This is a genomic window from Shinella lacus, from assembly GCF_010994755.1.
GTDB classification, from domain to species: domain Bacteria; phylum Pseudomonadota; class Alphaproteobacteria; order Rhizobiales; family Rhizobiaceae; genus Shinella; species Shinella lacus.
The window spans coordinates 76907-102820 of record NZ_WHSB02000011.1 but is presented as its reverse complement, the minus strand read 5'-3'; the positions used below and the strand labels follow the sequence as shown (position 1 = coordinate 102820).

General features: G+C 64.0%; 20 protein-coding genes. 12 read left to right on the top strand and 8 right to left on the bottom strand.

The features are described 5' to 3' along the window. The first annotated feature begins 100 nt into the window (after positions 1 to 100). Entirely contained in the window at positions 101 to 817 is a 717-nt protein-coding gene (locus tag GB927_RS24475) for a hypothetical protein (RefSeq protein WP_256119844.1), read from the top strand. Positions 818 to 1020: 203 nt separating this feature from the next. On the opposite strand, the gene lysS is transcribed toward GB927_RS24475, so the two are convergent. From lysS to GB927_RS24445, 6 genes are all read right to left on the bottom strand, one after another. After that, positions 1021 to 2514 carry a lysine--tRNA ligase gene (gene lysS, locus GB927_RS24470; RefSeq protein ID WP_256119843.1) on the bottom strand — a complete coding sequence of 498 codons (1494 nt, stop codon included), beginning with the start codon at positions 2512 to 2514 and terminating at the stop codon, positions 1021 to 1023. Positions 2515 to 2525: 11 nt separating this feature from the next. Next, positions 2526 to 3995 carry a glutamate--tRNA ligase gene (gltX, locus tag GB927_RS24465; RefSeq protein ID WP_256119842.1) on the bottom strand — a complete coding sequence of 490 codons (1470 nt, stop codon included), beginning with the start codon at positions 3993 to 3995 and terminating at the stop codon, positions 2526 to 2528. 131 nt (positions 3996 to 4126) lie between these two features. Then, entirely contained in the window at positions 4127 to 5899 is a 1773-nt protein-coding gene (locus GB927_RS24460) for an SLC13 family permease (RefSeq protein WP_256119841.1), read from the bottom strand. 302 nt (positions 5900 to 6201) lie between these two features. Beyond that, positions 6202 to 6954, bottom strand: a complete 753-nt coding sequence (locus GB927_RS24455) for a TerC family protein (protein ID WP_256119840.1) — start codon at positions 6952 to 6954, stop codon at positions 6202 to 6204. Positions 6955 to 7052: 98 nt separating this feature from the next. Beyond that, positions 7053 to 7907 (bottom strand): AraC family transcriptional regulator, encoded by an 855-nt coding sequence (locus tag GB927_RS24450; protein ID WP_256119926.1) that lies wholly within the window; start codon positions 7905 to 7907, stop codon positions 7053 to 7055. A 73-nt stretch (positions 7908 to 7980) separates the two neighbouring features. Then, a complete protein-coding gene (locus GB927_RS24445; protein ID WP_256119839.1) occupies positions 7981 to 8640 on the bottom strand; it encodes a TetR/AcrR family transcriptional regulator in 660 nt (219 codons plus the stop codon). A 147-nt stretch (positions 8641 to 8787) separates the two neighbouring features. Here GB927_RS24445 and GB927_RS24440 point away from each other — a divergent pair, with 147 nt between their 5' ends. Then, positions 8788 to 9990, top strand: coding sequence for an HlyD family secretion protein (locus GB927_RS24440; RefSeq protein ID WP_256119838.1), 1203 nt, complete (start codon positions 8788 to 8790; stop codon positions 9988 to 9990). A gap of 27 nt (positions 9991 to 10017) precedes the next feature. After that, positions 10018 to 11613 carry a DHA2 family efflux MFS transporter permease subunit gene (locus tag GB927_RS24435; protein ID WP_256119837.1) on the top strand — a complete coding sequence of 532 codons (1596 nt, stop codon included), beginning with the start codon at positions 10018 to 10020 and terminating at the stop codon, positions 11611 to 11613. Between the two features lie 147 nt (positions 11614 to 11760). Here GB927_RS24435 and GB927_RS24430 read toward each other — a convergent pair whose 3' ends face one another. Continuing rightward, a complete protein-coding gene (locus tag GB927_RS24430) occupies positions 11761 to 12645 on the bottom strand; it encodes a PhzF family phenazine biosynthesis protein (protein ID WP_256119836.1) in 885 nt (294 codons plus the stop codon). Positions 12646 to 12774: 129 nt separating this feature from the next. Between GB927_RS24430 and GB927_RS24425 the strand changes: the two genes are divergently transcribed. The 5 genes from GB927_RS24425 to GB927_RS24405 all read left to right on the top strand — a co-directional run bounded on the left by GB927_RS24425 (position 12775) and on the right by GB927_RS24405 (position 19665). Further along, positions 12775 to 13887, top strand: a complete 1113-nt coding sequence (locus GB927_RS24425; protein ID WP_439655527.1) for a metallophosphoesterase — start codon at positions 12775 to 12777, stop codon at positions 13885 to 13887. A gap of 89 nt (positions 13888 to 13976) precedes the next feature. Beyond that, positions 13977 to 15020 carry a LacI family DNA-binding transcriptional regulator gene (locus GB927_RS24420; protein ID WP_256119835.1) on the top strand — a complete coding sequence of 348 codons (1044 nt, stop codon included), beginning with the start codon at positions 13977 to 13979 and terminating at the stop codon, positions 15018 to 15020. Positions 15021 to 15031: 11 nt separating this feature from the next. Continuing rightward, the gene (gene xylB, locus GB927_RS24415; protein WP_256119834.1) at positions 15032 to 16486 is read left to right on the top strand and encodes a xylulokinase; all 1455 of its coding nucleotides are present in this window, start codon (positions 15032 to 15034) and stop codon (positions 16484 to 16486) included. Positions 16487 to 16514: 28 nt separating this feature from the next. Beyond that, positions 16515 to 17825, top strand: a complete 1311-nt coding sequence (gene xylA, locus GB927_RS24410; protein ID WP_256119833.1) for a xylose isomerase — start codon at positions 16515 to 16517, stop codon at positions 17823 to 17825. A gap of 331 nt (positions 17826 to 18156) precedes the next feature. Beyond that, positions 18157 to 19665, top strand: coding sequence for a methyl-accepting chemotaxis protein (locus GB927_RS24405; RefSeq protein ID WP_256119832.1), 1509 nt, complete (start codon positions 18157 to 18159; stop codon positions 19663 to 19665). Between the two features lie 49 nt (positions 19666 to 19714). Here the strand turns inward: GB927_RS24405 and GB927_RS24400 are convergent, their stop codons facing one another. Beyond that, positions 19715 to 20746 (bottom strand): LacI family DNA-binding transcriptional regulator, encoded by a 1032-nt coding sequence (locus GB927_RS24400; protein ID WP_256119831.1) that lies wholly within the window; start codon positions 20744 to 20746, stop codon positions 19715 to 19717. 167 nt (positions 20747 to 20913) lie between these two features. Here GB927_RS24400 and GB927_RS24395 point away from each other — a divergent pair, with 167 nt between their 5' ends. The 4 genes from GB927_RS24395 to GB927_RS24380 all read left to right on the top strand — a co-directional run bounded on the left by GB927_RS24395 (position 20914) and on the right by GB927_RS24380 (position 25907). Further along, entirely contained in the window at positions 20914 to 22440 is a 1527-nt protein-coding gene (locus GB927_RS24395) for a sugar ABC transporter ATP-binding protein (protein WP_256119830.1), read from the top strand. A gap of 47 nt (positions 22441 to 22487) precedes the next feature. Further along, complete coding sequence (locus GB927_RS24390) at positions 22488 to 23498, top strand: ABC transporter permease (RefSeq protein WP_256119829.1); 1011 nt, start codon at positions 22488 to 22490, stop codon at positions 23496 to 23498. 64 nt (positions 23499 to 23562) lie between these two features. After that, positions 23563 to 24516: a substrate-binding domain-containing protein gene (locus GB927_RS24385; protein WP_256119828.1), complete on the top strand. Its 954-nt coding sequence runs from the start codon at positions 23563 to 23565 to the stop codon at positions 24514 to 24516. A 338-nt stretch (positions 24517 to 24854) separates the two neighbouring features. Next, complete coding sequence (locus tag GB927_RS24380) at positions 24855 to 25907, top strand: sugar phosphate isomerase/epimerase family protein (RefSeq protein WP_256119827.1); 1053 nt, start codon at positions 24855 to 24857, stop codon at positions 25905 to 25907. Positions 25908 to 25914: the final 7 nt, after the last annotated feature.

The window sequence follows — 25914 nt, the reverse complement described above, 5'->3', positions numbered from 1 at the left end:
ATCGCGTTTAAACTTCCGAAACGCCCCGTGGGTAGAGTGCACGGAGTTCGCGCGCTCTCGGCGCGTCCGTGTTCTGCGTTCAAAGAGAAGTTTGTCGCCCGTGAAGCTCCTTCCGACCTCGTTCCGCTTGTCGCGGAAGCTTCTGATCATCGTCGCCGGTGTCGTCGTGCTGACGGGCGCGTCGGGTGCTGCCGCGATTTTCGTCGGGCGCGATGCGCTGCTCGGCCCGCCGGCAGAGCAGGTTTCCGGCGTCGCCTGCACGACCATCACCACCGTGCGGCTCGACCGCAACGGGCAGCACTGGCTGCGCAAATATGTGCGCTCCGACGCCAAGGACGGGGCGGTTCGCATCAAGACGGCGTTGCGCGTCGCCGGTGCCGTGTCCAATCACGAGGAGGCCGACCTCTACCAGGTCATCCTGCTCGATGCGGCAGGTCCCGTGAACCGCGCCGACATGCGCGGCCGCGCCATCGGCGCCGAGGTGCTTTTTGCCCGCGACCCGTCTTCAATCCCCGGCATGACGGCGCCGTTCGTCGCGCGCTACACGGACGGCACGCCCGCCGGCAACGGCGAATTCTACGGCGAGCGCAAGGAGCTGTCGCTGGACGAGATCAAGACCATCGTCACGGCGATGGACGAGCGGGCCGACTGCGTCGATCCGAATGCGGTGGCGGAAGAGGGCGGTGGCCACGGCGAGGCGAAAGCCGAAGGCGGCCACGAGGCGCCGGCCGAAGGCCATGCTGCGGAAGGCGAGGGCGGTGGCGAGCATGCTGCCGCTGAAGAAGGCTCGCATGAGGTCGCCGCGAGCGAACACTGACGCCCGGGTTCTCGGAGCCCGTAGCGACACCCCCTCTGCCCTGCCGGGCATCTCCCACTCAAGGGGGAGATCGGCAAGAAGCAAGAATTCCACTTATTTCACAGCATCAGAGATGGGCAAAAGGCTGCTCCATCCAATCTCCCCCCTTGAGGGGGAGATGCCCGGCAGGGCAGAGGGGGGTGCCTCGCCCTCAGGGAATGGCTTCAGTCAGCCTTCGCCCGGCGGGCCGGGAAGAGGATGACGTCGCGGATCGACGGGGCGTTGGTTAAGAGCATGATCAGGCGGTCGACGCCGATGCCGAGGCCGCCGGCGGGCGGCATGCCTTGGTCGATGGCGTCGAGGAACTCGTCGTCGAGCTGCTTCGACTTTTCGCCGCGCGCATGCGCCTGTTCGAGCTGTTCGACCATGCGGGCGCGCTGCTCTTCCGGGTCGTTCAGCTCGGAGAAGGCGTTGCCGAGTTCCCAGGTGTTGCAATAGGTCTCGAAACGCTCGACGAGACGCGGCTCACCCGGCACTTCCTTGGCGAAGGGCGAGATGTCCTTCGGGAAATGGGTGACGTGCGAGGGCTGGATCAGCGTCGGCTCGACCTTCTCCTCGAAGATGAAGGCGAGGCATTCGCCCCAGGTCCAGTCCTTCTCCACTTCGAAGCCGGCAGCCTTGGCGGCAGCGCGCGCTTCCTCGTCCGTCTTGATGGCGAGGAAGTCGATGCCGGTCGCTTCCTTGACGGAATCGGGCATCGGCACGCGCTTGAACGGACCCTTGAAGGAGAGTTCCTTGTCGCCATAGGCGAATTCCGTCGAGCCGTGGATCTTGACCGCCAGCTCGGCGAAGAGGCGCTCCACGAGGTCCATGATGTCCTCGTAGTCGGCATAGGCCCAGTAGCATTCCATCATCGTGAATTCGGGATTGTGCCGCGTCGACACGCCCTCATTGCGGAAGTTTCGGTTGATCTCGAACACCTTGTCGGTCAGGCCCGAGACCAGCGTGCGCTTCAGGAACAGTTCCGGCGCGATGCGCAGGAACATGTCGAGCTTCAGCGTGTTGTGGTGCGTCTTGAAGGGCTCGGCCGTCGCACCGCCATAGACGGAGTGCAGCATCGGCGTCTCGACTTCCATGAAGCCGTCGTTTTCCATGAAGCGGCGGATGCCCGAGACGATCTTCGAACGCTGCTGGAAACGCAGCTTCGATTCCTCGTTGGTCATGATGTCGAGGTGGCGCTTGCGATAGCGGATTTCGACATCCGCCACGCCATGCCACTTTTCCGGCATCGGCAGCAGGGTCTTCGTCAGCATGACGATCTGCTGTGCGTTGATCGTCAGCTCGCCGCGCTTGGTGCGGCGCACGACGCCGGTCACGCCGATGATGTCGCCGATGTCGATCATCGGCAGCAGGGCGCGCGCCTCTTCCGGCGTGGTGTCCTTGTGGCTGAAGATCTGAATCTTGCCCGAGGCGTCATGGATATCCATGAACATGCCGGAATTGCGCGAGGAATAGACGCGGCCGGCAACCGTCACGACGTCGCCGCTCTCGGTGTCGAGTTCCAGCGTTTCGTACTTTGCCGCAAGCTCGGCATTGGTCATCGTCCGATGGAAATGCGCCGGATAGACGTCGCCGATGGTCTGGCGCAATTGGTCGAGCTTCTGGCGGCGGACTTCCGTCGGATCCGAGGAAAGGGTGGTTTCTGTCTTCTCGTTCATTCTTCTTGTCCTTACTTTCCGCTACCGACCATCGACGCGACGACCTGCGACGCAATCTTCAGGCGCTGGCGCACGACCGAGCGGCCGAGGATCGCCATCGAGTCGAACAGCGGCAGCGAGCGCGACGAGCCGGAGACGGCGACGAAGAGCGGGGCCACGACGACCTTCAGCTTCTTTCCGAGCCGGTCGGCACTGGCACGCAGTTCCGCCTCGATGCTCTCGACGGTCCATTCCGGCATCTTTTCGAGGTCCGGCTGGACCTGGTTCAGCACGTCCAGGATTTCTTCCGGCGTGGATTTCACCTTGGCGAAGGCGTCAGGCGTCAAGCCGAGATCCGACTTCAGCAGGAAGCCGGTGAGATCCGGCAGTTCGCCGAGCTTGGAGATGCGCGACTGCGAGAGCTTGAGGCCCTGGCGGATGCGGTCGTTTTCCATCGCCCAATTCAGCACGCGCGCCGTGAATTCCTCTTCCGTGAGCTGCTCGCGCAGCCAGCGGCCGTTCAGCCAGTCGAGCTTCTGGATGTCGAAGATCGCGCCGGCCTTGGAGAGGTTTTCCGGATCGAATTTTTCGGCAAGCTGCTCCATGGTCAGGAGCTCTTCGCCCTCGGCGATCTGGATGAAGAACAGGCCCAAAAAGTTCATCAGCGCTTCCGGCAGGTAGCCGAGCGCGGAATAGTAGGAGATCGAGGTCGGGTTCTTGCGCTTGGACAGCTTCGACTTGTCGTGATTGCGCATCAGCGACAGGTGCATGAAGACCGGCGGTTCGAGGCCGAGATATTGATAGATGAGGATGTGCTTCGGCACGGAGGCGAGCCACTCCTCGCCGCGCGCGACATGGGTGATCTTCATCAGGTGGTCGTCGACCACATTCGCCATGTGGTAGGTCGGCATGCCGTCGGCCTTCAGCAGGACCTGCATGTCGACGGCATCCCACGGGATTTCGACCGGGCCATAGACGCCGTCGACGAACTTGCAGGAACCCTCGGTCGGGATCTTCATGCGCACGACATGCGGCTCGCCGGCATCGACGCGGCGCATGACTTCTTCCGCGGAAATATGCAGGCAGAGGCCGTCATATTTCGGTGGCTTGCCGGCAGCGCGCTGGGCTTCACGCATTTCGGCCAGCCGCTCGGGCGTGCAGAAACACTTGAAGCCGTGGCCGCTCTCAACGATCTTGTCGACGTAAGGACGGTACATGTCCTTGCGGTCGGACTGGCGGTAGGGACCGTAGGGGCCGCCGATATCCGGGCCTTCCGACCATTCCAGCCCGCACCATTTCAGCGCGTCCAGCACCTTCTGCTCGAATTCCGGCGTCGAGCGCGTGGCGTCCGTATCCTCGATGCGCAGGATGAAGGTACCGTTGTGCTTCTTCGCGAAGAGATAGTTGAAGAGCGCGATATAGGCAGTGCCGACATGCGGCTCGCCGGTCGGGGAGGGTGCGATGCGTACGCGAACGCCGGAGGCGGTTCCGGAAGTGCTCATGATATGGCCCGTCTTGACTTATGGGAGGGAGAGCCCGGTTTTGTGCCGTTTTAAACGGCGGAAAGAGGCTTTCCGTTGGGCTGGGTTGAGACCATATTCAGCCCGGCGCGTCAAGAAAAACTCCGACGGGACTACTTGACCGGCCAGACGGCGAGCAGCGTCGGCACGCTGACGATGACGATGAGGAAGGAAAGCGGCAGGCCGACGCGTGGATAATCGGCGAACTTGTAGCCGCCCGGCCCCATGACCAGCGTGTTGCACTGGTGGCCGACGGGGGTGAGGAAGTCGCAGCCCGCGCCGATCGCCACCGCCATCAGGAAGGCCTCGGGCCGATACCCGAGCGCACCGGCGAAACTGGCGGCGATCGGCGCCATGACCAGCACGGTCGCGGCATTGTTGAGGAAGGGCGTCACCGCCATGGCCGTGAGCAGGATCAGCGTCAGCGCGCCGAAGGGCGGCAGGTGCACGGCAACATCGCCGAGCCAGCCGGCGATGAGTTCGCTGGCGCCTGTCGTGCGCAGGCTGTCGGAGACGGGGATGAGGGCGGCGAGCATGACGAGAATCGGCCCGTCGAGTGCGGTATAGGCCTCGCGCAGCGGCACAGCCTTGAACAGCACCATGGCAACGGCAGCGGCGAAGAAGCCGGTGGCGACCGGGACGAGGCCGAGCGCGGTGGAGGCCATGGCGGCGACCAGGATCAGCACGGGGATGATCGCCCGGCGGGGTGCGCCCAACAGGATTTCGCGCTGGGCAAGCGGAAGCAGGCCGAGTTCCGGCAGCAGTGTCGGAAGCGTGCGGTTGTTGCCCTGGAGCACGATCATGTCGCCGGGGCGAAGCCGCACTTCGGAGAGTTTTTCGCGCAGGCGCTGGCCCTGCCGGCTGACCGCGAGCAGGTTGATACCGTAGGAATGGAACAGCGCGATGCTGCGCGCCGAAATGTCGATGAGGCGGCTGTCATTGCCGACGACGGCCTCGATGGCGCTGATCTCGCCCTCTTCGCCCCGTCCGGCGCGGATCGGTTTGCCGGAGAGCGTCAGACCCGTGGCGGAAACCACCTTGTCAAGCGCGCCGGCCGTGCCTTCCATCAAGATCGTGTCGCCGACGGCAAGCCGCACGTCCGGCAATGGCGCCAGGTGGACATGGCCGCGGATGATCGCGGTGGCAATCACTTCGCCGTCACCGTTCTTCAATATTTCATTCAGAGACTTGCCGACCGAGGGCGAGCCTTCTTCCACCGTGGCGTCGGAGGAATAGGCGGCCGCCTCCAGAGATTCTTCGATGCTGGCGCTGGTGTTTTCCCGCTCCGGCACGATGCGGTTGAAGAACAGCATGAAGAGCACGCCGCAGACCGTCAACGTCGCGCCGACGGGCGTGAAATCGAACATGGTAAAGCTCTCGCCGGTGATTTCCTGGCGCAGACGCGAGACGACGATGTTCGGCGAAGTACCGATCTGGGTCATCAGGCCGCCGAGCAACGCGGCAAAGGCCATGGGCATCAGGAACTTCGAGGCCGGTGTGCGGGATTTCTTGGCGAACTGGAAGGCGAGCGGCATCATGATGGCGAGCGCGCCGATATTCTTGATGAAGGCCGACAGCACCGCGACCGAGACGAGGAGCAGCGCAAGCTGGGCGCGCCGTTCGGTGAGGTTCGGAAAGAAGCGCTTGACCGCGACATTGACGATACCGGAGCGCGCGACGGCAGCACTCACCATCAGCGCGCTGCCGACGATGATAACGATATCGTCGCTGAAGCCGGAAAAAGCCTTGTCGAAGGGCACGATGCCGAGCGCCAAAGCAAGCAGCAGCGAACAGCAGGCGACGAGATCGTAACGAAACCGCCCCCAAATGAACGCCGCCATCATCAGGCCGATGACGACGAAGGCGAAGGTCTGCTCAATTGTCATACTGTTAATGGCCCGTGCGGCAGGACGATGCTCGACATGAATTCGGTCAGGGCCTTTTCGGTTCCACCATTAAACGACGAAAACCATTCATCAATTTTAGTGGAACAATGCCGCCGATCAAACGCTTTTCCAGGAGAAGGCGGGCCGTGTCAACCGGACGCGGCGGGGATGGAGAACACGGGGATTTTTCCGGTTTCTTCCCGTGGCCAACGAAACGGCAGACGAGCTCCCAACCCGTCCGTCCCGTCTTCGATACAATTCAACAAAGAACCGGCGGGATGATTGTCCCGCCGGTTTTGTCTTCAGTGGGTGGTGGTGCCCTGTTTCTTCTGGCGCGCGCGCCGCGAAACCATGTTCAGGATCTCGACGAGGGCCGAGAAGGTCATGGCGGCGTAGACGTAGCCCTTCGGTACGTGGAAGCCCATGCCTTCGGCAATCAGCGTCGTGCCGATCATCAGGAGGAAAGCGAGCGCCAGCATGACGATAGTCGGGTTCTTCTCGATGAAGTTGGCGAGCGGGTTGGCGGCCAGCAGCATGACCGCGACGGCGACGACGACGGCAACCACCATGATCGGCAGATGCGGCGTCATGCCGACGGCGGTGATGATGCTGTCGACCGAGAAAACGAGGTCGAGCAGCAGAATCTGGCCGATCGCCGCTGAAAACGACGAGGTGACCGTGCCGCCAACCATGTCTTCCTTGTGGTCGACGGGGTCGACATTGTGGTGGATCTCCTTCGTCGCCTTCCAGACGAGGAAGAGGCCACCGGCAATCAGGATCATGTCCTTCCACGAGAATCCGTGGCCGAAGGCCTCGAAGACCGGGGTGGTGAGCTGGACGATCCAGGCGATGGTGCCGAGCAGCCCGAGACGCATGATCAGTGCGAGCCCGATGCCGATGCGCCGCGCCTGAACCCGATGTTCAGGCGGCAGCTTGTTCGTCAGGATCGAGATGAAGATAAGGTTGTCGATGCCGAGAACGACTTCCATCACAATCAGCGTGATGAGCGCAATCCAGGCGGCCGGGTCTTGCATGAGTGCAAGAATACTGTCCATCCGGTCTTCCTCTCCATGAATACGTTTTGAGAATGGCCTCCCGTATTTATGCAGATTTCAACCGCTGGCAAGCAGGCCGGCCGCGCTCTGTGCGGATTTCACGGATTCGTCATCCGATCGGCGAGCGGAAGCCAGATTTCCACCCGTCCGAGCCCGGTTTCCGGGTCGAAATCCTCGCCGTAGAATTCGAGCACGTCCGGAAACGCGCCCACCGTGCGGCCGGAAGCCGGCAGCCAGGTGCGGAAGGCGGCGTCGACCGTCGCCGGAATGCCGTTGACATGGCCCTGGTGCAGGAAGATCGCCCAGGCCTGCGCCGGTAGCGTGACCGTCTCGAATTCCGCCGGCAGGTCGTCGCCCGTAGAGACGCGCGCACCAGCGAGGTAGCGGAAGCCGGCCTTGCCATCTCCCAGCATGGTGCAGAGCCCATACGCGGTCTTGTCGACCTGGCCGGGTATGTGGCCGAAATAGTCGTTGAACTTCTGCCAGAGGGCCGGAATGCCGGCGGCCTTGCCGGGCGCGAAATCGGCGGCGAGGCCGGTGATGGTGAAGGCATCCAGCGTTTCGATGCGCGGGGTGGGAAGGTCGGTCTTTTCGATGGCGGACATGCGGATGGGCTCCTGAAGCGTGAGGCCGGCGAGGTCGCCCTTCGCACGCAGGGCTTCCGGCGTCAGGCCGAATTCCTCGCGAAAGGCGCGGGTGAATGCCTCATGGGAGCCGTAGCCGGCATCGAGCGCCACCGCCAGGATATCCTCCGCACCCGCGGCAAGCTGCCGGGCCGCCTCCGAAAGGCGGCGGGCGCGCAGATAGCGGTTGAGGTTCTGGCCGGTCATCTCGCCGAAGCGCCGCGACAGGTGGTGGCGCGACATGCCGGCCATCGCGGCGATTTCGGAGAGCGCGATGGCGCGGCCGAAATGGCTTTCGATGAACCAGATGGCCTTGGCAACGGGATGCATGGACGTGTCGCTCCTCATGGACAGCCATCTTATGGCGTCCCCCGGGGCTCGTCACTTGATCGCGGTTGCGCTTTTAGGCCTTCGCGCCGTAGGCGGCGAGGAAAACCCGGATGGCCGAGGCGACGTTCTTCTCGATTGTGGCCCGCGGCGGCACGTCTTCCATGGAGCCGAAGATGCGCGGCTTGAAGAGGCCGACGGTGGTGAGCTCGATGAACTGCTTGGCGGCCTGCGCGGTGTCGTCCGATACGACGATGCCGGCGGCGACCTGCCGGTCGAGATAATCCTGCAGCACGGAGACCGGATTGATCGCCGAGGCGGAAAAGAAGCGGCTACAGAGTTTCGGCAGGCGATGGTTGGCCGCGATCACCATGCGCATGGCGCGGATCGTCTGGTCCGCCGTCATATGGGTGGCGAAGAGCATGCCGAAATCGTGCAGCGCCTTGTCGAGCGGCTGGTCGCTGTCCAGCGCATGGCGCACGGTTTCCGTGAGCTTGCGGCGCTCGCGCTCGATCATGTCGCCGAACAGGTCTTCCTTGTTCTCGAAATAGACGTAGATCGTGCCCTTCGAGACGCCGGCCGCGCGCGTGATGTCGTTCATGCTGGCGGCTTCGAAACCCTGTTCCATGAACACGCGTTTCGCCCCGTCGAGGATCTGCTCGCGCTTGGCGGGGTCCTCGCCGGCGACGCGGCGGCCCGTCTGCGGGGCGGCCAGTTTTTCTTCCGTCGTCTGCATCTCCGTTTTCCGTGCTCGCAACCTGGTGTAAACTATTTCGAACCGCGTGGTTCGATTTCCTCTTGATATGCGCGAGAAAGAAGACTATGTCAAATCGAACCGAACGGTTCAGTTCGGAATTTTTATCCCAGAGATGGTGGCACGTCCATGTCGACTACCCATGGCGCCGGCACGGCGAAGGTTCGTCCGGTCAATGATGATTTCCAGGCCGAAACCGCAGAGGCGCGGCCGGTGACGACGGCCGAAGCGGCGCCTGCCGCCACCGTTGCCCAGCCCGAGAAGAAAAAGAGTAGCCGCCGTTTCGTGCTGCCGCTCCTCGGCCTCGTGCTCGTCGCCGCCGGTAGCTGGTACGGTCACGAATGGTGGACGAACGGCCGCTTCATGATCTCGACGGACGACGCCTATATCGAGGGCGACATCGCCTCCATTTCCCCGAAGGTCTCCGGTTATGTCGAGGTCGTGAACGTCGTCGCCAACCAGGCCGTCAAGGCCGGCGACCCGCTGGTGACGCTCGACAACGGCGACTATCGCCTTGCCAAGGAGCAGGCCGAAGCCCAGATCGCGACGCAGAAGCTGGCGCTCGACCGCATCGACGCGCAGATCGAGGGCGCCAAGGCGAGCCTTGCCCAGGCGGAGGCCCAGAAGACGGCCTACCAGGCAGCGCTCAGCGGTGCCGAAGTCGCCGAAAATCGCGCCAAGGAGCTGAACGCAAAGGCGGTCGGCACCACCGCCTCGCTCGACAGCGCCACCGTCGCGCTCGACCAGGCGAAGGCCAATCTCGTCGGCGCGGATGCCAATATCGTTGCCGCGAAAGCGAGCATCGCCGTGCTCCAGGCGCAGCGCAACGAATCCGAAAGCGAAGTCCGCTCGCTGGAACTCGCCCGCGACAAGGCGGAGCGCGACCTCGGCTTCACCGTGCTCAAGGCGCCCTATGACGGCGTCGTCGGCAATATCGCGGTTCAGGTGGGCGATCTCGTTTCGGCCGGCCAGCGGCTTGCAGCACTCGTTCCGGTGCGCGACCTCTATGTCGAGGCGAATTTCAAGGAAACGCAGATCGCCCATCTCGTGCCGGGCTCCAAGGTGCACCTGCATGTCGACGCCTATGAGGACGACGACATTCTCGGCACCGTGGATTCGATTGCACCGGCCTCCGGCTCCGTCTTCTCGCTGCTGCCGGCGGAAAACGCCACGGGCAACTTCACCAAGGTCACGCAGCGCGTGCCCGTCCGCATCGCCATCCCCAAGGAGGCGCTGGACACGGGCAAGCTCAGGGCGGGCCTGAGCGTGGTCGTCGACGTCGACAGCCGCACGGCGCCGACTTCGACGGCGGTCGCCGCGAAGGCCGAATAGGCTTCATCCAGCAAAGGAGCGCGGGCCATGGCCGCGACCGCTCAACCGACAGCCGGTGCGATTGCGGCGGCGCCCGCCCAATCCGACAAGGTTCCCGTCCGCCGCGTCATCGCGTTCTTCGCGATGGTCTTCGGCATGTTCATGTCGATCCTCGACATCCAGATCGTCTCCGCCTCGCTTGCCGAAATCCAGGCGGGCCTGAGCGCGGGCACGGATGAGATCGGCTGGGTGCAGACCTCCTACCTGATCGCGGAGGTCATCATGATCCCGCTGTCGGGCACGCTCGCGCGCATCGTCTCGACCCGCGTGCTGTTTGCCGTGTCTGCCGCAGGCTTCACCGCCGCAAGCGCGCTCGCCGCCACCGCGACGAACATCGACCAGATGATCGTCTACCGCGCCATCCAGGGTTTCATCGGCGGCGGCATGATCCCCTCGGTCTTCGCGGCCGCCTTCACGATCTTCCCGCCGTCCAAGCGCTCCGTCGTCTCGCCGATGATCGGCCTCGTCGCAACGCTCGCGCCGACGATCGGCCCGACGGTCGGCGGTTATCTCAGCCACGCCTTTTCCTGGCACTGGCTGTTCCTCGTCAACATCGTTCCCGGCATCATCGTGACGATCGTGACCTGGAATTTCATCGATTTCGACAAGCCGCAGCTTTCGCTGATGAAGAAGTTCGACTGGTTCGGCCTTGCCGCCATGGCCGTCTTCCTCGGCGCGCTGGAATATGTGCTCGAAGAGGGCAATGCCAACGACTGGTTCAACGACGAGCACATCGTGCTGGGCGCCGTCGCCTCGGTGATCGGGGGGCTGATCTTCTTCTATCGGGTCTTCTCGGTCGAGTTCCCGGTGGTGGACCTGCGTGCCTTTTCCAACCGAAATTTCGCCTTCGGCTCGCTCTTTTCCTTCGTCATGGGCATCGGCCTTTACGGGCTCACCTATATCTATCCGCTCTATCTCGGGCGCATCCGCGGCTATGATTCGCTGATGATCGGCGAGACCATGTTCGTCAGCGGCCTCACCATGTTCTTCACCGCGCCCATTGCCGGGGCGCTGTCGAGCCGCATGGACCCGCGGTTCATGATGATGATCGGTTTCGCGAGCTTCTCCTACGGCACCTGGATCATGAGCAGCCTCACGGTGGACTGGGATTTCTACGAGTTGCTCGTGCCGCAGATCCTGCGTGGTTTCGGCCTGATGATCTGCATGGTGCCGATCAACAATGTGGCGCTCGGCACGCTGTCGCCGGACAAGGTTCGCGGCGCCTCCGGCGTGTTCAACCTGACGCGCAACCTCGGCGGTGCCGTGGGGCTCGCGATCATCAACACGATCCTCACCCAGCGCCAGCAGGAGCATTATGCCCGGCTCTCCGAGCATGTGCAGTGGGGCAATCCGGAAGCCATGGACCAGATGCGCAACATGGCGGCGACCTATACGTCACACGGCCTCGATGGCGCGACCATCGCCATCCAGAAGATGGCCGGCCTCGTGCAGCGGCAGGCAACAATCCTGTCCTTCGCGGATGTCTTCGTCCTGCTGACGGTGCTGTTCGGCTCCCTCGTGTTTTGCGCCTTCATCATCAAGAAACCCCAGGCCGTCGGCGGCGGCGGTGGTGGCGGGCACTGAGCCTCGGACCAATCGACATTCAGCCCATGCCGGCCTGCAAACAGCGATTTTCCGCGCTTCCGGTGCTCACGTACTGAAAGTACGCTGCGCTCCGGGTCACGGAAACTCACCATTTTCGGCACGGCCTGGGCTGAATGTCGATTGGTCCTAAACGCTCAGCGTCCCGCTCATCACCGGCACACAGGCGCCGCCGATGCGGACGGTGTGTCGGTCGACGACCTCGACGGACAGCAGGCTCGGCCGCTGCATGTCGATGCCCTGCGCCACCTGGAAACGCCGCGGCATGCCGCCCTCCAGGCTGGCGATCAGCGCGCAGGCTGCCGCCGTGGCACTTCCCGTTGCGGGGTCCTCCGGCAGGCCGTCGAAGGGCGCGAACATGCGGGCGGTGAAATCCACCGTGCCGTCGTCTTCCCGCCGTTCCCGGCAGTAAAGATAGATGGCATCGGCACCATCCGCCGGCAGGATGGCGGAAAAGGCCGAGAGGTCCGGCTTGGCGCGCTGCAGGGCCTCGCGCGTGGCGATTTCGACGACGATGAACGGCAGGCCGACCGAGGCGATGCAGGGCTGGTGCAGGCCGAGCGCGATATCCGCCTCCGAGAGCGACAGGCAGGCGGCAACGCTTTCGGGCGCGATGCTGCGCCCAACGGACAGCGGCTGCGGCGCGGTCAATTGAACCTGGTCGACCTCGCCGTCTTCGCGCAGGATCTGCGCCCGCACGAGCCCCGCCGCCTCCTCGAAGACGAATTCCTCCACCGGTCCGGCCTCTTCCATTGCCGCCAGCACATAGGCGGTGCCGACATTGGGATGGCCGGCGAAGGGCACCTCGACGGTCGGCGTGAAGATGCGCACATGCGCCGTATGCCGGCCGTCTTTCGGGCGCAGCACGAAGCTCGTCTCGGAATAGTTGAACTCCCGGGCGACCATCTGCATCTCTTCGCCGGTCAGGCCATCGGCATCGAGCACGACGGCGAGCGGATTGCCGCCGAACCGGGTCCGGGTGAACACATCGACCGTGTGAAAACGCAGCTTCATCATCCGCCTCCCTGAAAGCTTGGTGGTAACAAGTCGGAAGGCATCGCTCAAGGCTACATCGTTCGGCCTCTGTACGCCGGCGCCATCCTGCCTCAAAATGCGGGGGATCAGTTTGCGCCGGAGATCCGCATGCCCTTCCAGCCCACCCGCCGCCATCTCCTGACCGGGGCCGCCGGCCTCGGCCTGTCCTTCGCCTTGCCCCGCATGCCTCTTCTTGCGCAAACCCCGCGGCCGGCGACGGATGCGACCTTTCTCTTCTCCTGCGATGTGCATGCCTGCCTCGTCTCGGCCGACAGCCTCAGCCCCAATTGTGCGGATGAGGGCAAGACGGATGCGGCGCTGCTCCGGCATGTCGCGGCGGTGAACGCCGTCGGCGGTCTCGTCTGGCCGGCGGAGATCGACGGCAAGCCGTCCGGTCTTGCGAGCGCCGGCACGCGCATCGCCACGCCGCTCGGCCTCGTGCTCGGCGGCGACATGACGGATGACGGCGGCGGGCAGGTGAAGGTGCCGGGCGAGGGGCGCCAGCTCCAGCAATTCGCCAGCCGCTACCAGCAGGGCACCGGCCCGGACCGGGTGCACTATCCCGTCTATAACGGCCTCGGCAATCACGATCTCGACCAGGATGGCGCGCCGCCGCATCTTGACTGGTATCGCCGCGAACTGCGCGACTATGTCGAGCTGAACCATCGCTCGACCGTGTTCTACAAGGCGCCGGTGCCCGTGACGAACTACGATATCGATTCCGACAACTATTCCTGGGATTGGGGCGGGCTGCATCTTGTGCAGCTCCAGCGTTTCGGCGGGGACGACACGAAGGGCGCGATCAGCGGCCTGCCCTGGCTCCAGCAGGACCTCTCCACCTATGCCGCGGATGGCCGGCCGGTCGTGCTCTTCCAGCATTACGGCTGGGATCAGTTTTCCACCGAGCATTGGGACCCGGCGGCAAAGACCTTCGATCCGCATGGCGCCGGCCCGGCGCACTGGTGGAGCGACGAGGAGCGCGCCGGTCTCATCGCCACGCTGAAAAACCACAATGTCGTCGGCATCTTCCACGGTCATGAACATCCGACGCCGATGATCTACAACCGCGAGGGCTATGACATCTTCAAGCCCATCGCGACCTTCCTCGGCGGCTTCGCGCTCGTCCGCATCACCGACACCGTCATGGATGTCGCGCTCGCCCATGCGGGACAGAGTCCGGGCGATGTCGTCTTCACCCACGCGTTCAGCAAGCGCCTCTAAAGTGAAAAATGCGCTCGAATCCACCGCGTGAAAATTTCTGATTTACGTACATCAAAAATTCCTCTAAAGGGTCTCGGCACGGAGGAGAGATGAGACCCACGGTTCACGATATTGCCGATACGGCGGGCGTCAGCCTTGCGACGGTTGACCGCGTTCTGAACGACCGGCCGGGTGTGCGCGGGGTGACGAAGGCCAAGGTCGAGGCGGCGATTGCGACGCTCGGCTATGTGCGCGACGTGGCGGCGGCGAACCTGGCGAAGAGCCGCGTCTACCCGCTCGTCTTCATCCTACCTGCCGGCGACAACCCCTTCATGCGCGGGCTAGAGGCGGAGGTTCGGCGCGCCGGCTTTCATTCGGCGGCCGAGCGCACGCGGCTTTCCGTCGTGCCGGTGCCGGCCTTCGATGCCGCGGCGCTGGTCGCCGCGATCGATGGGGCAGTCGCCGATCAGGTCTCCGGCATCGCCGCCGTTGCGGTCGATGCGCCGGAGGTTGCAGCGGCGATCGGCCGGGCGCATGCGGCCGGCGTTCCTGTCGTCACGCTCGTCTCCGATCTTGCAAATTCCGGCCGCGATCATTTCGTCGGCGTCGATAACGTCGCCGCCGGCCGCACCGCCGGCAGCCTGATGGGCCGTTTTCTCGGCAACCGTCCAGGCCCCGTCGCCGTACTCGCCGGCTCTATGCGCGTGCGCGACCACCGCGAACGCCTCGATGGCTTCCTTGCCACGATCGCGGAGATGCCGGTCGGCCGCGCGGTGCTGCCGGTGCTGGAAGGGCAGGACGATCCCAAACTGTCACTGTCGCTGGTATCCGGCTGCCTCGCGTCCACGCCGGATCTGGCCGGCATCTACAGCCTCGGCGCCGGCAACCAGGGCCTCGTCGCGGCCCTCGCCGACAGGACGGATCTCTGCGTCATCGCCCACGAGCTGACGGCGCACACCCGCGCAGCCCTCGAAACCGGCATCATCGACGCCGTGCTCAACCAGGATGCCGGCCACGAGGTGCGCAGCGCCATCCGCGTGTTGCGGGCCAAGGCGGACGGCCTGCCGGTGATTGCCGCGCAGGAGCGCATCCGCCTCGACATCTTCATCAAGGACAACCTCCCGGCCGGCCCGGACGAGGACGATAACAACTAGGGAGCAACACCATGTATCTCGGGATCGACCTCGGTACATCCGGCGTCAAGGCCATGCTGATCGACGCCGACCAGGCCGTCATCGGCTCCGCCTCCAGCAAGGAGGTCACGACCACCCGCCCGCATGCCGGCTGGTCGGAACAGGACCCGGCCGACTGGATTCGCGCGACGGAGGAGGCGATCGCCGGCCTGCGCGCCGCCCACCCCGCAGAACTGGCGGCCGTGCGCGGCATCGGCCTTTCCGGCCACATGCACGGCGCGACCCTGCTCGACGGCGAGGACAAGGTGCTGCGCCCCTGCATCATGTGGAACGACACGCGCAGCCACCGCGAGGCGGCGGCGCTCGATGCCGATCCGCGCTTCCGCAAGATCACCGGCAACATCGTCTTCCCCGGTTTCACCGCGCCGAAACTTGCCTGGGTGAAGGCGAACGAACCGGATCTCTTCGCCAAAATCCGCTGGGTCCTGCTGCCGAAGGACTTTTTGCGCGTCTGGCTCACCGGCGAGCACATGTCGGAAATGTCGGATTCCGCCGGCACCGCCTGGCTCGATACGGGTGCCCGCAAATGGTCCGGTGACTTGCTCGCCGCGACCGGGCTTGAAGAGCGCCAGATGCCGACGCTCGTCGAAGGCACCGACGCCGCCGGCACCTTGCGGCCGGAATTGGCCGCGAAATGGGGGCTTGGCGAGGGCATTATCGTTGCCGGCGGGGCGGGGGACAATGCCGCCTCTGCCTGTGGCATGGGCACGGTCCGCGAGGGCGCGGCCTTCGTCTCGCTCGGCACTTCCGGCGTGCTTTTCGCAGCCAATGCGACATACCTGCCGAACCCCGAAAGCGCCGTGCACGCCTTCTGCCACGCGCTGCCGAACACCTGGCACCAGATGGGCGTCATCCTCTCGGCCACCGACGCGCTGAACTGGCATTCGCGCGTCACCGGCGCGTCCGCCGCCGACCTTACCGGGGAACTCGGCGAGACGCTCAAGGCGCCATCCGGCGTCACCTTCCTGCCCTATCTTTCGGGCGAGCGCACGCCGCACAATGACGCGGCGATCCGCGGCGCCTTCCTCGGCCTTGGCCATGAAAGCGGCCGCGCGGTGCTGACGCAGGCGGTGCTGGAAGGCGTGTCCTTCGCCATCCGCGACATCCTGGAAGCGCTGAAATCCGCCGGCACGCAGCTTTCCCGCGTCACCGCCATCGGTGGCGGGTCGCGCTCGCGCTACTGGCTGAAATCCATTGCCACGGCGCTCGACCTGCCCGTCGACCTGCCGGCGGACGGCGATTTCGGTGCCGCTTTCGGCGCCGCACGCCTCGGTCTCATCGCCGCGACGGGTGCCGACCCGGTCGCGGTGTGCAGTGCACCGGCGACAGCCGAGACCATCGAACCCGAGGCGGCGCTCACGGCCGCCTATGAGGATGCCTATCAGCGCTACCGCCGCCTCTACCCGGCAATCCGCGCCGCTTACTGACCGAACAAACACATCAGAGGAGACACCCATGGCCACCGGCTTCTTCGGCGATATCGCCAAGATCAAGTATGAAGGTCCCGAAAGCACCAACCCGCTCGCCTTCCGTCACTACAATCCCGATGAAATCGTTGCGGGCAAGCGCATGGAAGACCACCTGCGCTTCGCCGTCGCCTATTGGCATACCTTCGTCTGGCCGGGCGGCGATCCCTTCGGCGGGCAGACCTTCCAGCGCCCGTGGTTCGAGGATTCGATCCAGGCGGCGAAGCTGAAGGCCGACGTCGCCTTCGAATTCTTCCAGCTGCTCGGCGTGCCCTTCTACTGCTTCCACGACGCCGACGTGCGGCCGGAAGGCAAGGATTTCGTCGAGAACACCAAGAACCTCAACGAGATCGTCGACTATTTCGAGAAGAAGCAGGCCGAGACCGGCGTCAAGCTGCTCTGGGGCACCGCCAACCTCTTCTCCAACCGCCGCTACATGGGCGGTGCGGCGACCAATCCGGATCCGGATATCTTCGCCTTCGCCGCTGCGACGGTAAAGACCTGCATCGACGCCACCCATCGCCTCGGCGGCGACAATTACGTGCTGTGGGGCGGCCGCGAAGGTTACGAGACCCTGCTCAACACCAATATCGGCCAGGAGCTCGACCAGCTCGGCCGCTTCGTCAACATGGTCGTCGAATACAAGCACAAGATCGGCTTCAAGGGCGCGATCCTCATCGAGCCGAAGCCGCAGGAGCCGACCAAGCACCAGTACGACTACGACGTCGCCACCGTCTACGGCTTCCTCAAGAAGTATGGCCTGGAAAACGAGGTGAAGCTCAACATCGAGCAGGGCCACGCCATCCTCGCCGGCCATTCCTTCGAGCATGAACTGGCGCTCGCCAATGCGCTCGGCGTCTTCGGTTCCATCGACATGAACCGCAACGACTACCAGTCAGGCTGGGACACCGACCAGTTCCCCAACAACGTGCCGGAAATGGCGCTGGCCTACTACCAGGTCCTCGCCGGCGGCGGTTTCACGTCGGGCGGCACCAACTTCGACGCTAAACTGCGCCGCCAGTCGATCGACCCGGCGGACCTGTTGATCGGCCATATCGGCGGCATGGATTGCTGCGCACGCGGCCTGCGGGCGGCGGCGAAGATGATCGAGGACAAGGCGCTCTCCGCGCCGCTCGCCGATCGTTATGCCGGCTGGCAGAAGCCCGAGGCGCAAAAGATCCTGTCCGGCGGTTCCTCGCTGGAAGCGCTGGAAGCCTATGTGCTCAAGGACGGCATCAACCCGGAGCCGCGCTCCGGCAAGCAGGAGCTTCTGGAAAACGTGGTCAACCGCTACGTCTGACCGAACACTTCCCGACGATAACAAGAGGGCGCCTACCGGCGCCCTTTTTGTTTGCGAAGTCATGCCTCACGTAAGGTAAGATATACTTTTGCCGGCGTAAAATGAGTTTACTACGACCTTCGTATATATTGGTGTGTTTGATAACAATAAGCGAGCAATCCATATAAATTTGCGATTCAATTGCGCTTTGTCAATTCTGTTTTAAGTAATCCATCGACGACTATAGTGTTTGTTTACTGTCTCCTGCAAAAAATCGCGACAGGCTGGATGCGAGAATCCCGATTCGGGACTTGGCGCCAGTCGCCATTCCAACAGCTTGAGGATTTGTCCGATGTCAGCGCAGGATGCCAAGACCCAGCAACTGAATGAACGCCTGCAGTTCGTCGCGCTCGACGGTGGCCAGCGCGATGCCCTGAAGCGGGCGCTGCCGACGATTTCCGCCTCGCTCGACGGCGCGCTCGACATCTTCTACCGCAAGGCCCGCGCCATGCCGGAAACGGCCCGCTTCTTTTCCAGCGAGGCGCATATCCAGAGCGCCAAGGGCCGGCAGGCCAAGCATTGGGAGCTGATCGGCTCGGCGCGCTTCGATGCACAATATGTCGATGCCGTCACGATGATCGGCCGCACGCATGCCCGTCTTGGCCTGGAGCCGCGCTGGTATATCGGCGGTTATGCGCTGATCCTCGAAGCGATCGTCGAGAGCGTCGTCGCCAGGCATCTCGATGGTTTCCTCTACCGCAAGAAGGCGGCGGCGCTCGGCGAGGAGATTTCGGCCATCGTCAAGGCGGCGCTGGTCGATATGGACTATGCGATCTCGGTCTATCTGGAGGCCCTTCAGGAGGAGCGCGAGAAGGTGGAGGCCGAGCGGCAGGTGCTGAATGCCGAGCAGGAGGAGGCGCTCGGCGCGCTCGACACCTCGCTCAACCGTCTTGCCGGCGGCGACCTGACCGCTGCCATCACCAGGCCGCTCGCCCCGCAGTTCGAGGGCCTGCGCTCCAATTTCAATGCCGCGATCGACAAGCTCGACGACACACTCGGCGCCATCGTGACGGCGGCGGAGGATGCGGCCGGCAATTCCGGCGAGCTGGTCAACGCCACGGACGACATGGCGAAACGCACCGAGCAGCAGGCGGCCTCGCTGGAGGAAACCGCGGCTGCGGTCGAGCAGATCACCACCATTTCCCGCGAGGCGGCGCACCGGGCGGAGGAAGCGCGCCGCGTCGTCGGCAGCGCGACGGAAGAGGCGAAACGCTCCGGCGCGGTGGTCGAGCAGGCGGTTTCGGCGATGAGCGCGATCGAGGATTCGTCGCGCAAGATCACCCAGATCATCGGCGTCATCGACCAGATTTCCTTCCAGACCAACCTGCTCGCGCTGAATGCGGGCGTCGAGGCGGCGCGGGCGGGCGAGGCGGGCAAGGGGTTTGCGGTGGTGGCGCAGGAGGTGCGCGAACTCGCGCAGAAATCCGCGGATGCGGCCCGGGAGATCAAGGCGCTGATCGACAAGTCCTTCGAGGACGTGCTGCTCGGCGTGTCGCTGGTCAACAAGACCGGCGAGGCGCTGCACCATATCGGCGAGCAGGTGGTGCATATCAACGGGCATATCGACGCGATCGCCAGCTCGGCCCGCGAGCAATCCGCTGGCATCTCCGAAATCAACAAGGCGGTCGGCAGCATGGACCAGATGACCCAGCAGAACGCCGCAATGGTGGAAGAAACCAATGCGGCCACGCACAATCTCATGCAGATCAGCACGACGCTGAAGGGGTTGGTCGACCGGTTCACGGTGTCGGCGGGGCGGGGGGAGCGGGCGGCCAAGGCGGGCCAGCGCCGCTACCGCTAAGGCTCCCGCCTTGAGGGGGAGATGTCCGGCAGGACAGAGGGGGATAGGCCTACCGCTTCTGAAACCGCCGCGAAGGTGCCGTGACCGAGTTCCGCACGATCAGGTCCGGCCGCAACAGGATCTCGGTTTCCGGCGGTTCGCTGCCGGAAAGCAGTTCAAGCAGCAGCGCCATGGCGCTCTTGCCGATGGCGGTGCGGGGTTGGCGGATGGTGGTGAGGGAGGGCGTCATGAAGGTTGCCTGCGGCACGTCGTCGAAGCCGGTGACGGAAAAGTCGCCGGGAATGTCGTAGCCGCGGGCGCCAAGGCCGATCATCACGCCGATCGCCGTCTGGTCGTTGACGCACATGAAGGCGGTGGGCAGCGTGTCGCGCATGAAGAGCTGTTCGAGTGCGAGGCGCCCGCTTTCGATCGTGCCGTCGCCTTCCAGGATGGTGCGCTCGCCGGGTGGCACGCCGGCGGCATCGAGCCCGGCATCGTAGCCCTGGCGGCGGCGGCTATAGGCGAGGCGCGTGCGCGAATCGCCGATGAAGGCGATCTTGCGGTGGCCTTCGGCGACCAGCAGATCGACCGCCTTGCGCGCGCCCTCGATATCGTCGACGCCGACATAGGGAATGCCGCCATTGTAGACCGGCTCGAAGACGCCGACGCTCGGCGGCAGGCGGGCCGTCATGGACTGGTGGCCGAAGGGCAGGATGCCGGTGAACAGGATCAGCCCGGCCGCCTGGTTGGAATTCAGGAATTTCAGATATTCGAGCCCGCGCTGCGGGTCGTTGTGGGTATGGCCGATTAGGATGCCGTAGCCGTGCGAGCGTGCCTCGTTTTCCAGGCCCACCAGAATGTTGGAGAAATTCGGGTCGCCGATATCGGGCGCCACGACGAGAATCATGTTCGACCGGCCGAGGCGCAGGCTGCGCGCCATGGCGTTCGTCGTATAGCCGGTGATGGCGATGGCCTGGTTGACCTTCAGCCGCGTCGAATTCGCCACCTTTTCCGGCGTGTGGATCGCCCGGGAAACGGTCGCGATCGAGACTTGCGCGATCCGCGCGACATCTTCGATCGTGGCGGGGCTGGAAGATGACACTCTATTTTCTCACTCGGCTCGCGTTGCGGCGACACTACACAGACTTGTCTGACGGTCAAACGGCGCTTGGTGAAAATTGCGGATATCCAGTGATGTAAACCTTTACATAGATCATGTAAAGGTTTACATCATGGCTCAAGCGGTCGAGGAGCCGCAGGGAGGAAATCATGAATCCGGACGCTGCCGACGGGGCTCCCGTCGTTCTTTCCGCGCGCCGCATCAGCAAGTCTTTCAGCGGCGTGCAGGTGCTTTTCAGCGTCAATTTCGAGCTTCGCGCCGGCGAAATCCATGCTCTGATGGGCGAGAACGGCGCGGGAAAATCGACGCTCGTCAAGATCCTGTCCGGCTTCGAACAGCCGACCTCCGGCGAAATCCTCCTCGATGGCCAGCCGGTGAAACTGCCGCCGAACGGGCAGGCGGAATCGCTCGGCATCGTCATCATCCATCAGGAATTCAACCTCGCCGAACACCTGACCGTGACCGAGAGCCTGTTCCTTGGCCGCGAGGTGACGCGCTACGGCATGCTCGACCGAAAGTTCATGCGCGGCGAGACGCGCCGCGTGCTCGACCAGCTCGGTTCGCATGTCGACGAGAATGCGATGATCAGTTCGCTGTCGATCGCCGACAAGCAGATGGTGGAAATCGCCAAGGCGATCAGCCGCGATGCGCGCATCATCTTCATGGACGAGCCGACCGCCGTGCTCTCCCGCGAGGAGACCAATTACCTGTTCCGCCAGGTGCGCAAGCTGCGGGAAAAGGGCACATCCTTCGTCTTCGTCTCGCACAAGCTCGACGAGGTGATGGAACTCACCGATCGCGTCACGGTGCTGCGCGACGGGCAATGGATCAAGACGGCGCCGACCAGCATTCTCGACGGCGAGTCGATTGCGCAGTTGATGGTCGGCCGCGAGCTTTCCAGCCTGTACCCGTCCAAGCAGGAGCCGAGCATCGACGAGGAGGTGACACTCTCCGTCGAGGGGCTCACGACGCATTACGTCAAGGATGCAAGCTTCGAGGTGCGCAAGGGCGAGATCCTCGGCTTTTCCGGCCTGATCGGCTCCGGCCGCACGGAGCTGATGGAGGCGGTGGCGGGGCTCCGCTCGCGCCTTTCCGGAGAAGTTTTGGTGCGCGGCGAGAGCGTGCCCGGCGGGGACGTGCATGCCGCCAACCGCGTCGGCATCGCCTATATGACCAAGGACCGCAAGCACAAGGGCCTGCTTCTCAACTCCCGCATGACCGCGAACCTGACGCTGCAATCGCTCGATCGGCATGGCCGCTATGGCTATCTCAATCCGAAAAGCGAGGCGGAGGCGCTGGAGCGCGCGCGCCGGCGCTTCGATATTCGCGTACGCGACGGCCGGGTCGTTGCCGGGCGCATGTCGGGCGGCAACCAGCAGAAGCTGCTGCTCGCCAAGGTCATGGAGACCGAACCGGACATCATCATCATCGACGAGCCGACACGCGGCATCGATGTCGGCACCAAGCAGCAGATCTATCATTTCATTTCCGCACTTGCCCGCGACGGCAAGTCGATCATCGTCGTCTCTTCCGAGATGCCGGAGATCATCGGGCTCTGCACGCGCGTCGCCGTGATGCGGGAAGGGCGGATCGTCGGCATTCTCGAAGGCGAGGAAATCTCCGAACAGGAGATCATGCGCTATTCGGCAGGGTTGAAGAAGAAGGCCGCCGCCTGAGCTATCGGCCGGGTGGCATCAAACAACAAATTACGTCGGGGACGAACATGACGGCAGGCGAAGACGCGGTCGAAACGAAGAGCAGGGGCCGCAGCTGGCGGGATATCGATCTGAGGGCCGTCGCGCCCTTTGCAGCGCTGGCGCTGCTTCTGATCGTCGGCGCGCTGGTCAATCCCAACTTCATCGGCATCAACAACCTGGCGAACGTCGCGACGCGCAGCGCCTTCATCGCGATCATCGCGGTGGGCGCCACCTTCGTCATCTCGTCGGGCGACCTCGACCTTTCGGTTGGCTCCATGGTGGCCTTCGTCGCCTCGATCATGATCATCTTCATGAATTCCGGCGCGATCGCCGATCCGGGCCTCATGCTGGCGGCCGCGGTCGTGCTGACCATGGTCATCGGCGGGGCCTGCGGTCTGGCGAACGGCCTCATCACCACCGTCGGCCGGATCGAGCCCTTCATCGCCACGCTCGGCACGATGGGCATCTATCGCGGCCTGACCACCTGGCTGTCGCAGGGCGGCGCGATCACGCTGCGCGAGCCGGAATTGCAGGCGCTCTATCGCCCGGCCTATTTCGGCTACATCCTCGGCGTGCCGGTGCCGATCGTCGTCATCCTCGCCGTCACGGCCGTCGCGGCCTTCATTCTCTACCGCACGCGTTACGGCCGCCATGTGGTGGCGGTGGGTTCGAACAGCGACGTCGCGCGCTATTCCGGCATTCCGGTCAACCGCGTGCGCACCATCGCTTTCGTCATCCAGGGCCTCTGCGTCGCCATTGCCGTGCTGCTCTATGTGCCGCGCCTCGGCTCCACCTCGGCCACCACCGGCATCCTGTGGGAGTTGCAGGCGATCACCGCGGTCGTCGTCGGCGGCACGGCGCTGAAGGGCGGGGCGGGGCGCGTCTGGGGCACGATCTGCGGCGCCTTCATTCTCGAACTGGTCGGCAACATTATGCTGCTCTCCAACTTCATCAGCGAATATCTGATCGGGGCCATCCAGGGCGCGATCATCATCATTGCGATGCTCGTCCAGCGCTCGCTGGTGCGGAAGTCGTAAACCTCTAGCCGGGTCCACAGGTCGCCCGGCCGCGAAGTAAAGACCTGCATTTGGGAGGAAACTCATGCGCAAGAAACTATTGGGCCTGACGGTTGCCGCGATGGCGCTGGTGGCCGGGGTCGTCCACGCACAGGAAGAAAAGAAGGTAACGATCGGCGTTTCGATCCCGGCCGCCGACCACGGCTGGACGTCCGGCGTCGTCTTCCATGCCGAACGCGTCGCCAAGCTCCTCATGGAGCGTAATCCGGGCCTCAACGTCATCGTCAAGACCTCCCCGGACCCGGCAAGCCAGGCGAATGCCGTGCAGGACCTCGAAACGCAGGGCATCGACGCGCTCGTCATCCTGCCGACCGATCCGGATCCGCTGGTCAACGCCATCAAGGAAGTCAAGGGCAAGGGCACGTTTGTCGCCCTCGTCGACCGTGCGCCGAGCACCAACGACAATTCCGTGCGTGACCTCTACGTCGCCGGCAACAACTTCGCGCTCGGCCAGACGGCCGGCGAATATATCAAGACCACGACGCCGGAAGCTGAAGTCGTCGTCATCCGCGGCCTGCCGATCCCGATCGACCAGGAACGCCAGGACGGCTTCGACAAGGGCGTCGAAGGCTCCGGCGTCAAGATTCTCGACCGCCAGTACGGCAACTGGAACCGCGACGATGCCTTCAAAGTCATGCAGGACTACCTGACCAAATACCAGAAGATCGACGTCGTATGGTGCCAGGACGACGACATGGCCGTCGGCGTGCTCCAGGCCATCGAACAGGCCGGCCGCACAGACATCCAGTATGTCATCGCCGGTGCCGGTTCGAAGGAAATGATCAAGAAGGTCATGGACGGCGACAAGATGATCCCGGTCGACGTGCTCTATCCGCCGGCAATGGTGGGCACGGCGCTCGAGATGACCGTCGCCAACTTCTACGGCCAGGTTCCGGTGCGCGGCGTCTACACGATCGACGCGACGCTGGTGACCAAGGAGAACGCGAAGGACTTCTACTTCCCGGATTCCCCGTTCTGATCTGACAGCAATCGAGCCGCCCGGGACATGATGACCCGGGCGGTTTATTTTGCTGGTTTGCAAGCCCACGCTCCATTCTCGACGTCATCCTCGGGCTTGACCCGAGGATCCACTCTTCAGCAGAGGCCCATGGATCCTCGGGTCAAGCCCGAGGATGACGGAGGAGAGGTAGGGTGTTGCCAGCCCTAATGTCACAAGCGCTTTTTGCCGCGCGACGGTGATTTCAGCATTGCCCGACCCGCCAAAGGCCGATAGCTTTCCGCACGTTGCGGTACGTACCGCAAAAATATCTTCGACTGGCCGCCCGGTGCGGTCAGGTCCATGGGAGGAAGTCACCGATGAAGACGATCAAGGGCCCGGCCCTGTTTCTCGCGCAGTTTGCCGGCGATGCCGCGCCGTTCAATTCCTGGGACTCGATCACCAAATGGGCTGCCGATATCGGCTACAAGGGCGTGCAAGTCCCGACCTGGGATGCGCGCCTCATCGACCTGAAGAAGGCCGCGGAATCCAAGACCTATTGCGACGAATTCGCCGGCAAGGCGCGCGAAAACGGCGTTGAGGTCACCGAGCTTTCCACCCATCTCCAGGGCCAGCTCGTCGCCGTGCATCCCGCCTATGACGAAGCCTTCGACGGTTTTGCGGCGCCGGAAGTGCGCGGCAATCCGAAGGCGCGCCAGGCCTGGGCGGTGGAGCAGGTGAAGATGGCGCTGACCGCCTCCAAGCATCTCGGCCTCGATGCCATGGCAAGCTTTTCCGGCGCGCTCGCCTGGCCCTTCGTCTATCCCTGGCCGCAGCGGCCGGCCGGCCTCGTCGAGACCGCCTTCGACGAGCTTGCGAAACGCTGGAAGCCGATCCTCGACCATGCCGAGGACAACGGCGTCGACGTCTGCTACGAGATCCATCCGGGCGAGGACCTGCACGACGGCATCACCTACGAGATGTTTTTGGAGCGCACCGGCAACCATGCCCGCGCCTGCATGCTCTACGACCCGTCGCACTACGTGCTGCAGTGCCTCGACTATCTCGACAATATCGACATCTACAAGGACCGCATCCGCATGTTCCATGTGAAGGATGCCGAGTTCAACCCGACCGGCCGGCAGGGCGTCTATGGCGGTTTCCAGGGCTGGGTCAACCGCGCCGGCCGCTTCCGTTCGCTGGGTGATGGCCAGGTGGATTTCGGCGCGGTCTTCTCCAAGATGGCGGCCAATGATTTTGCCGGCTGGGCCGTGGTCGAATGGGAATGCGCGCTGAAGCACCCGGAGGACGGCGCGCGCGAGGGGGCGGAATTCGTCAAGGCGCATATCATCCGCGTCACGGAGAAGGCGTTTGACGATTTCGCCGATTCCGGCACCGATGAGGCCGCCAACCGCCGTATGCTCGGACTTTAAGGAGGAA

Bases quoted from the DNA above. Each gene is read 5' to 3' on its own strand.
- GB927_RS24420 (WP_256119835.1), top strand. From the start codon at position 13,977: ATGAGACCCACGGTTCACGATATTGCCGATACGGCGGGCGTCAGCCTT.
- GB927_RS24430 (WP_256119836.1), bottom strand. From the start codon at position 12,645: ATGAAGCTGCGTTTTCACACGGTCGATGTGTTCACCCGGACCCGGTTC.
- GB927_RS24395 (WP_256119830.1), top strand. From the start codon at position 20,914: ATGAATCCGGACGCTGCCGACGGGGCTCCCGTCGTTCTTTCCGCGCGC.
- lysS (WP_256119843.1), bottom strand. From the start codon at position 2,514: ATGAACGAGAAGACAGAAACCACCCTTTCCTCGGATCCGACGGAAGTC.
- GB927_RS24405 (WP_256119832.1), top strand. From the start codon at position 18,157: ATGTCAGCGCAGGATGCCAAGACCCAGCAACTGAATGAACGCCTGCAG.
- GB927_RS24440 (WP_256119838.1), top strand. From the start codon at position 8,788: ATGTCGACTACCCATGGCGCCGGCACGGCGAAGGTTCGTCCGGTCAAT.
- GB927_RS24450 (WP_256119926.1), bottom strand. From the start codon at position 7,907: ATGCATCCCGTTGCCAAGGCCATCTGGTTCATCGAAAGCCATTTCGGC.
- GB927_RS24380 (WP_256119827.1), top strand. From the start codon at position 24,855: ATGAAGACGATCAAGGGCCCGGCCCTGTTTCTCGCGCAGTTTGCCGGC.
- GB927_RS24435 (WP_256119837.1), top strand. From the start codon at position 10,018: ATGGCCGCGACCGCTCAACCGACAGCCGGTGCGATTGCGGCGGCGCCC.
- GB927_RS24445 (WP_256119839.1), bottom strand. From the start codon at position 8,640: ATGCAGACGACGGAAGAAAAACTGGCCGCCCCGCAGACGGGCCGCCGC.
- GB927_RS24385 (WP_256119828.1), top strand. From the start codon at position 23,563: ATGCGCAAGAAACTATTGGGCCTGACGGTTGCCGCGATGGCGCTGGTG.
- GB927_RS24455 (WP_256119840.1), bottom strand. From the start codon at position 6,954: ATGGACAGTATTCTTGCACTCATGCAAGACCCGGCCGCCTGGATTGCG.
- GB927_RS24390 (WP_256119829.1), top strand. From the start codon at position 22,488: ATGACGGCAGGCGAAGACGCGGTCGAAACGAAGAGCAGGGGCCGCAGC.
- GB927_RS24425 (WP_439655527.1), top strand. From the start codon at position 12,775: ATGCCCTTCCAGCCCACCCGCCGCCATCTCCTGACCGGGGCCGCCGGC.
- xylB (WP_256119834.1), top strand. From the start codon at position 15,032: ATGTATCTCGGGATCGACCTCGGTACATCCGGCGTCAAGGCCATGCTG.
- xylA (WP_256119833.1), top strand. From the start codon at position 16,515: ATGGCCACCGGCTTCTTCGGCGATATCGCCAAGATCAAGTATGAAGGT.
- gltX (WP_256119842.1), bottom strand. From the start codon at position 3,995: ATGAGCACTTCCGGAACCGCCTCCGGCGTTCGCGTACGCATCGCACCC.
- GB927_RS24460 (WP_256119841.1), bottom strand. From the start codon at position 5,899: ATGACAATTGAGCAGACCTTCGCCTTCGTCGTCATCGGCCTGATGATG.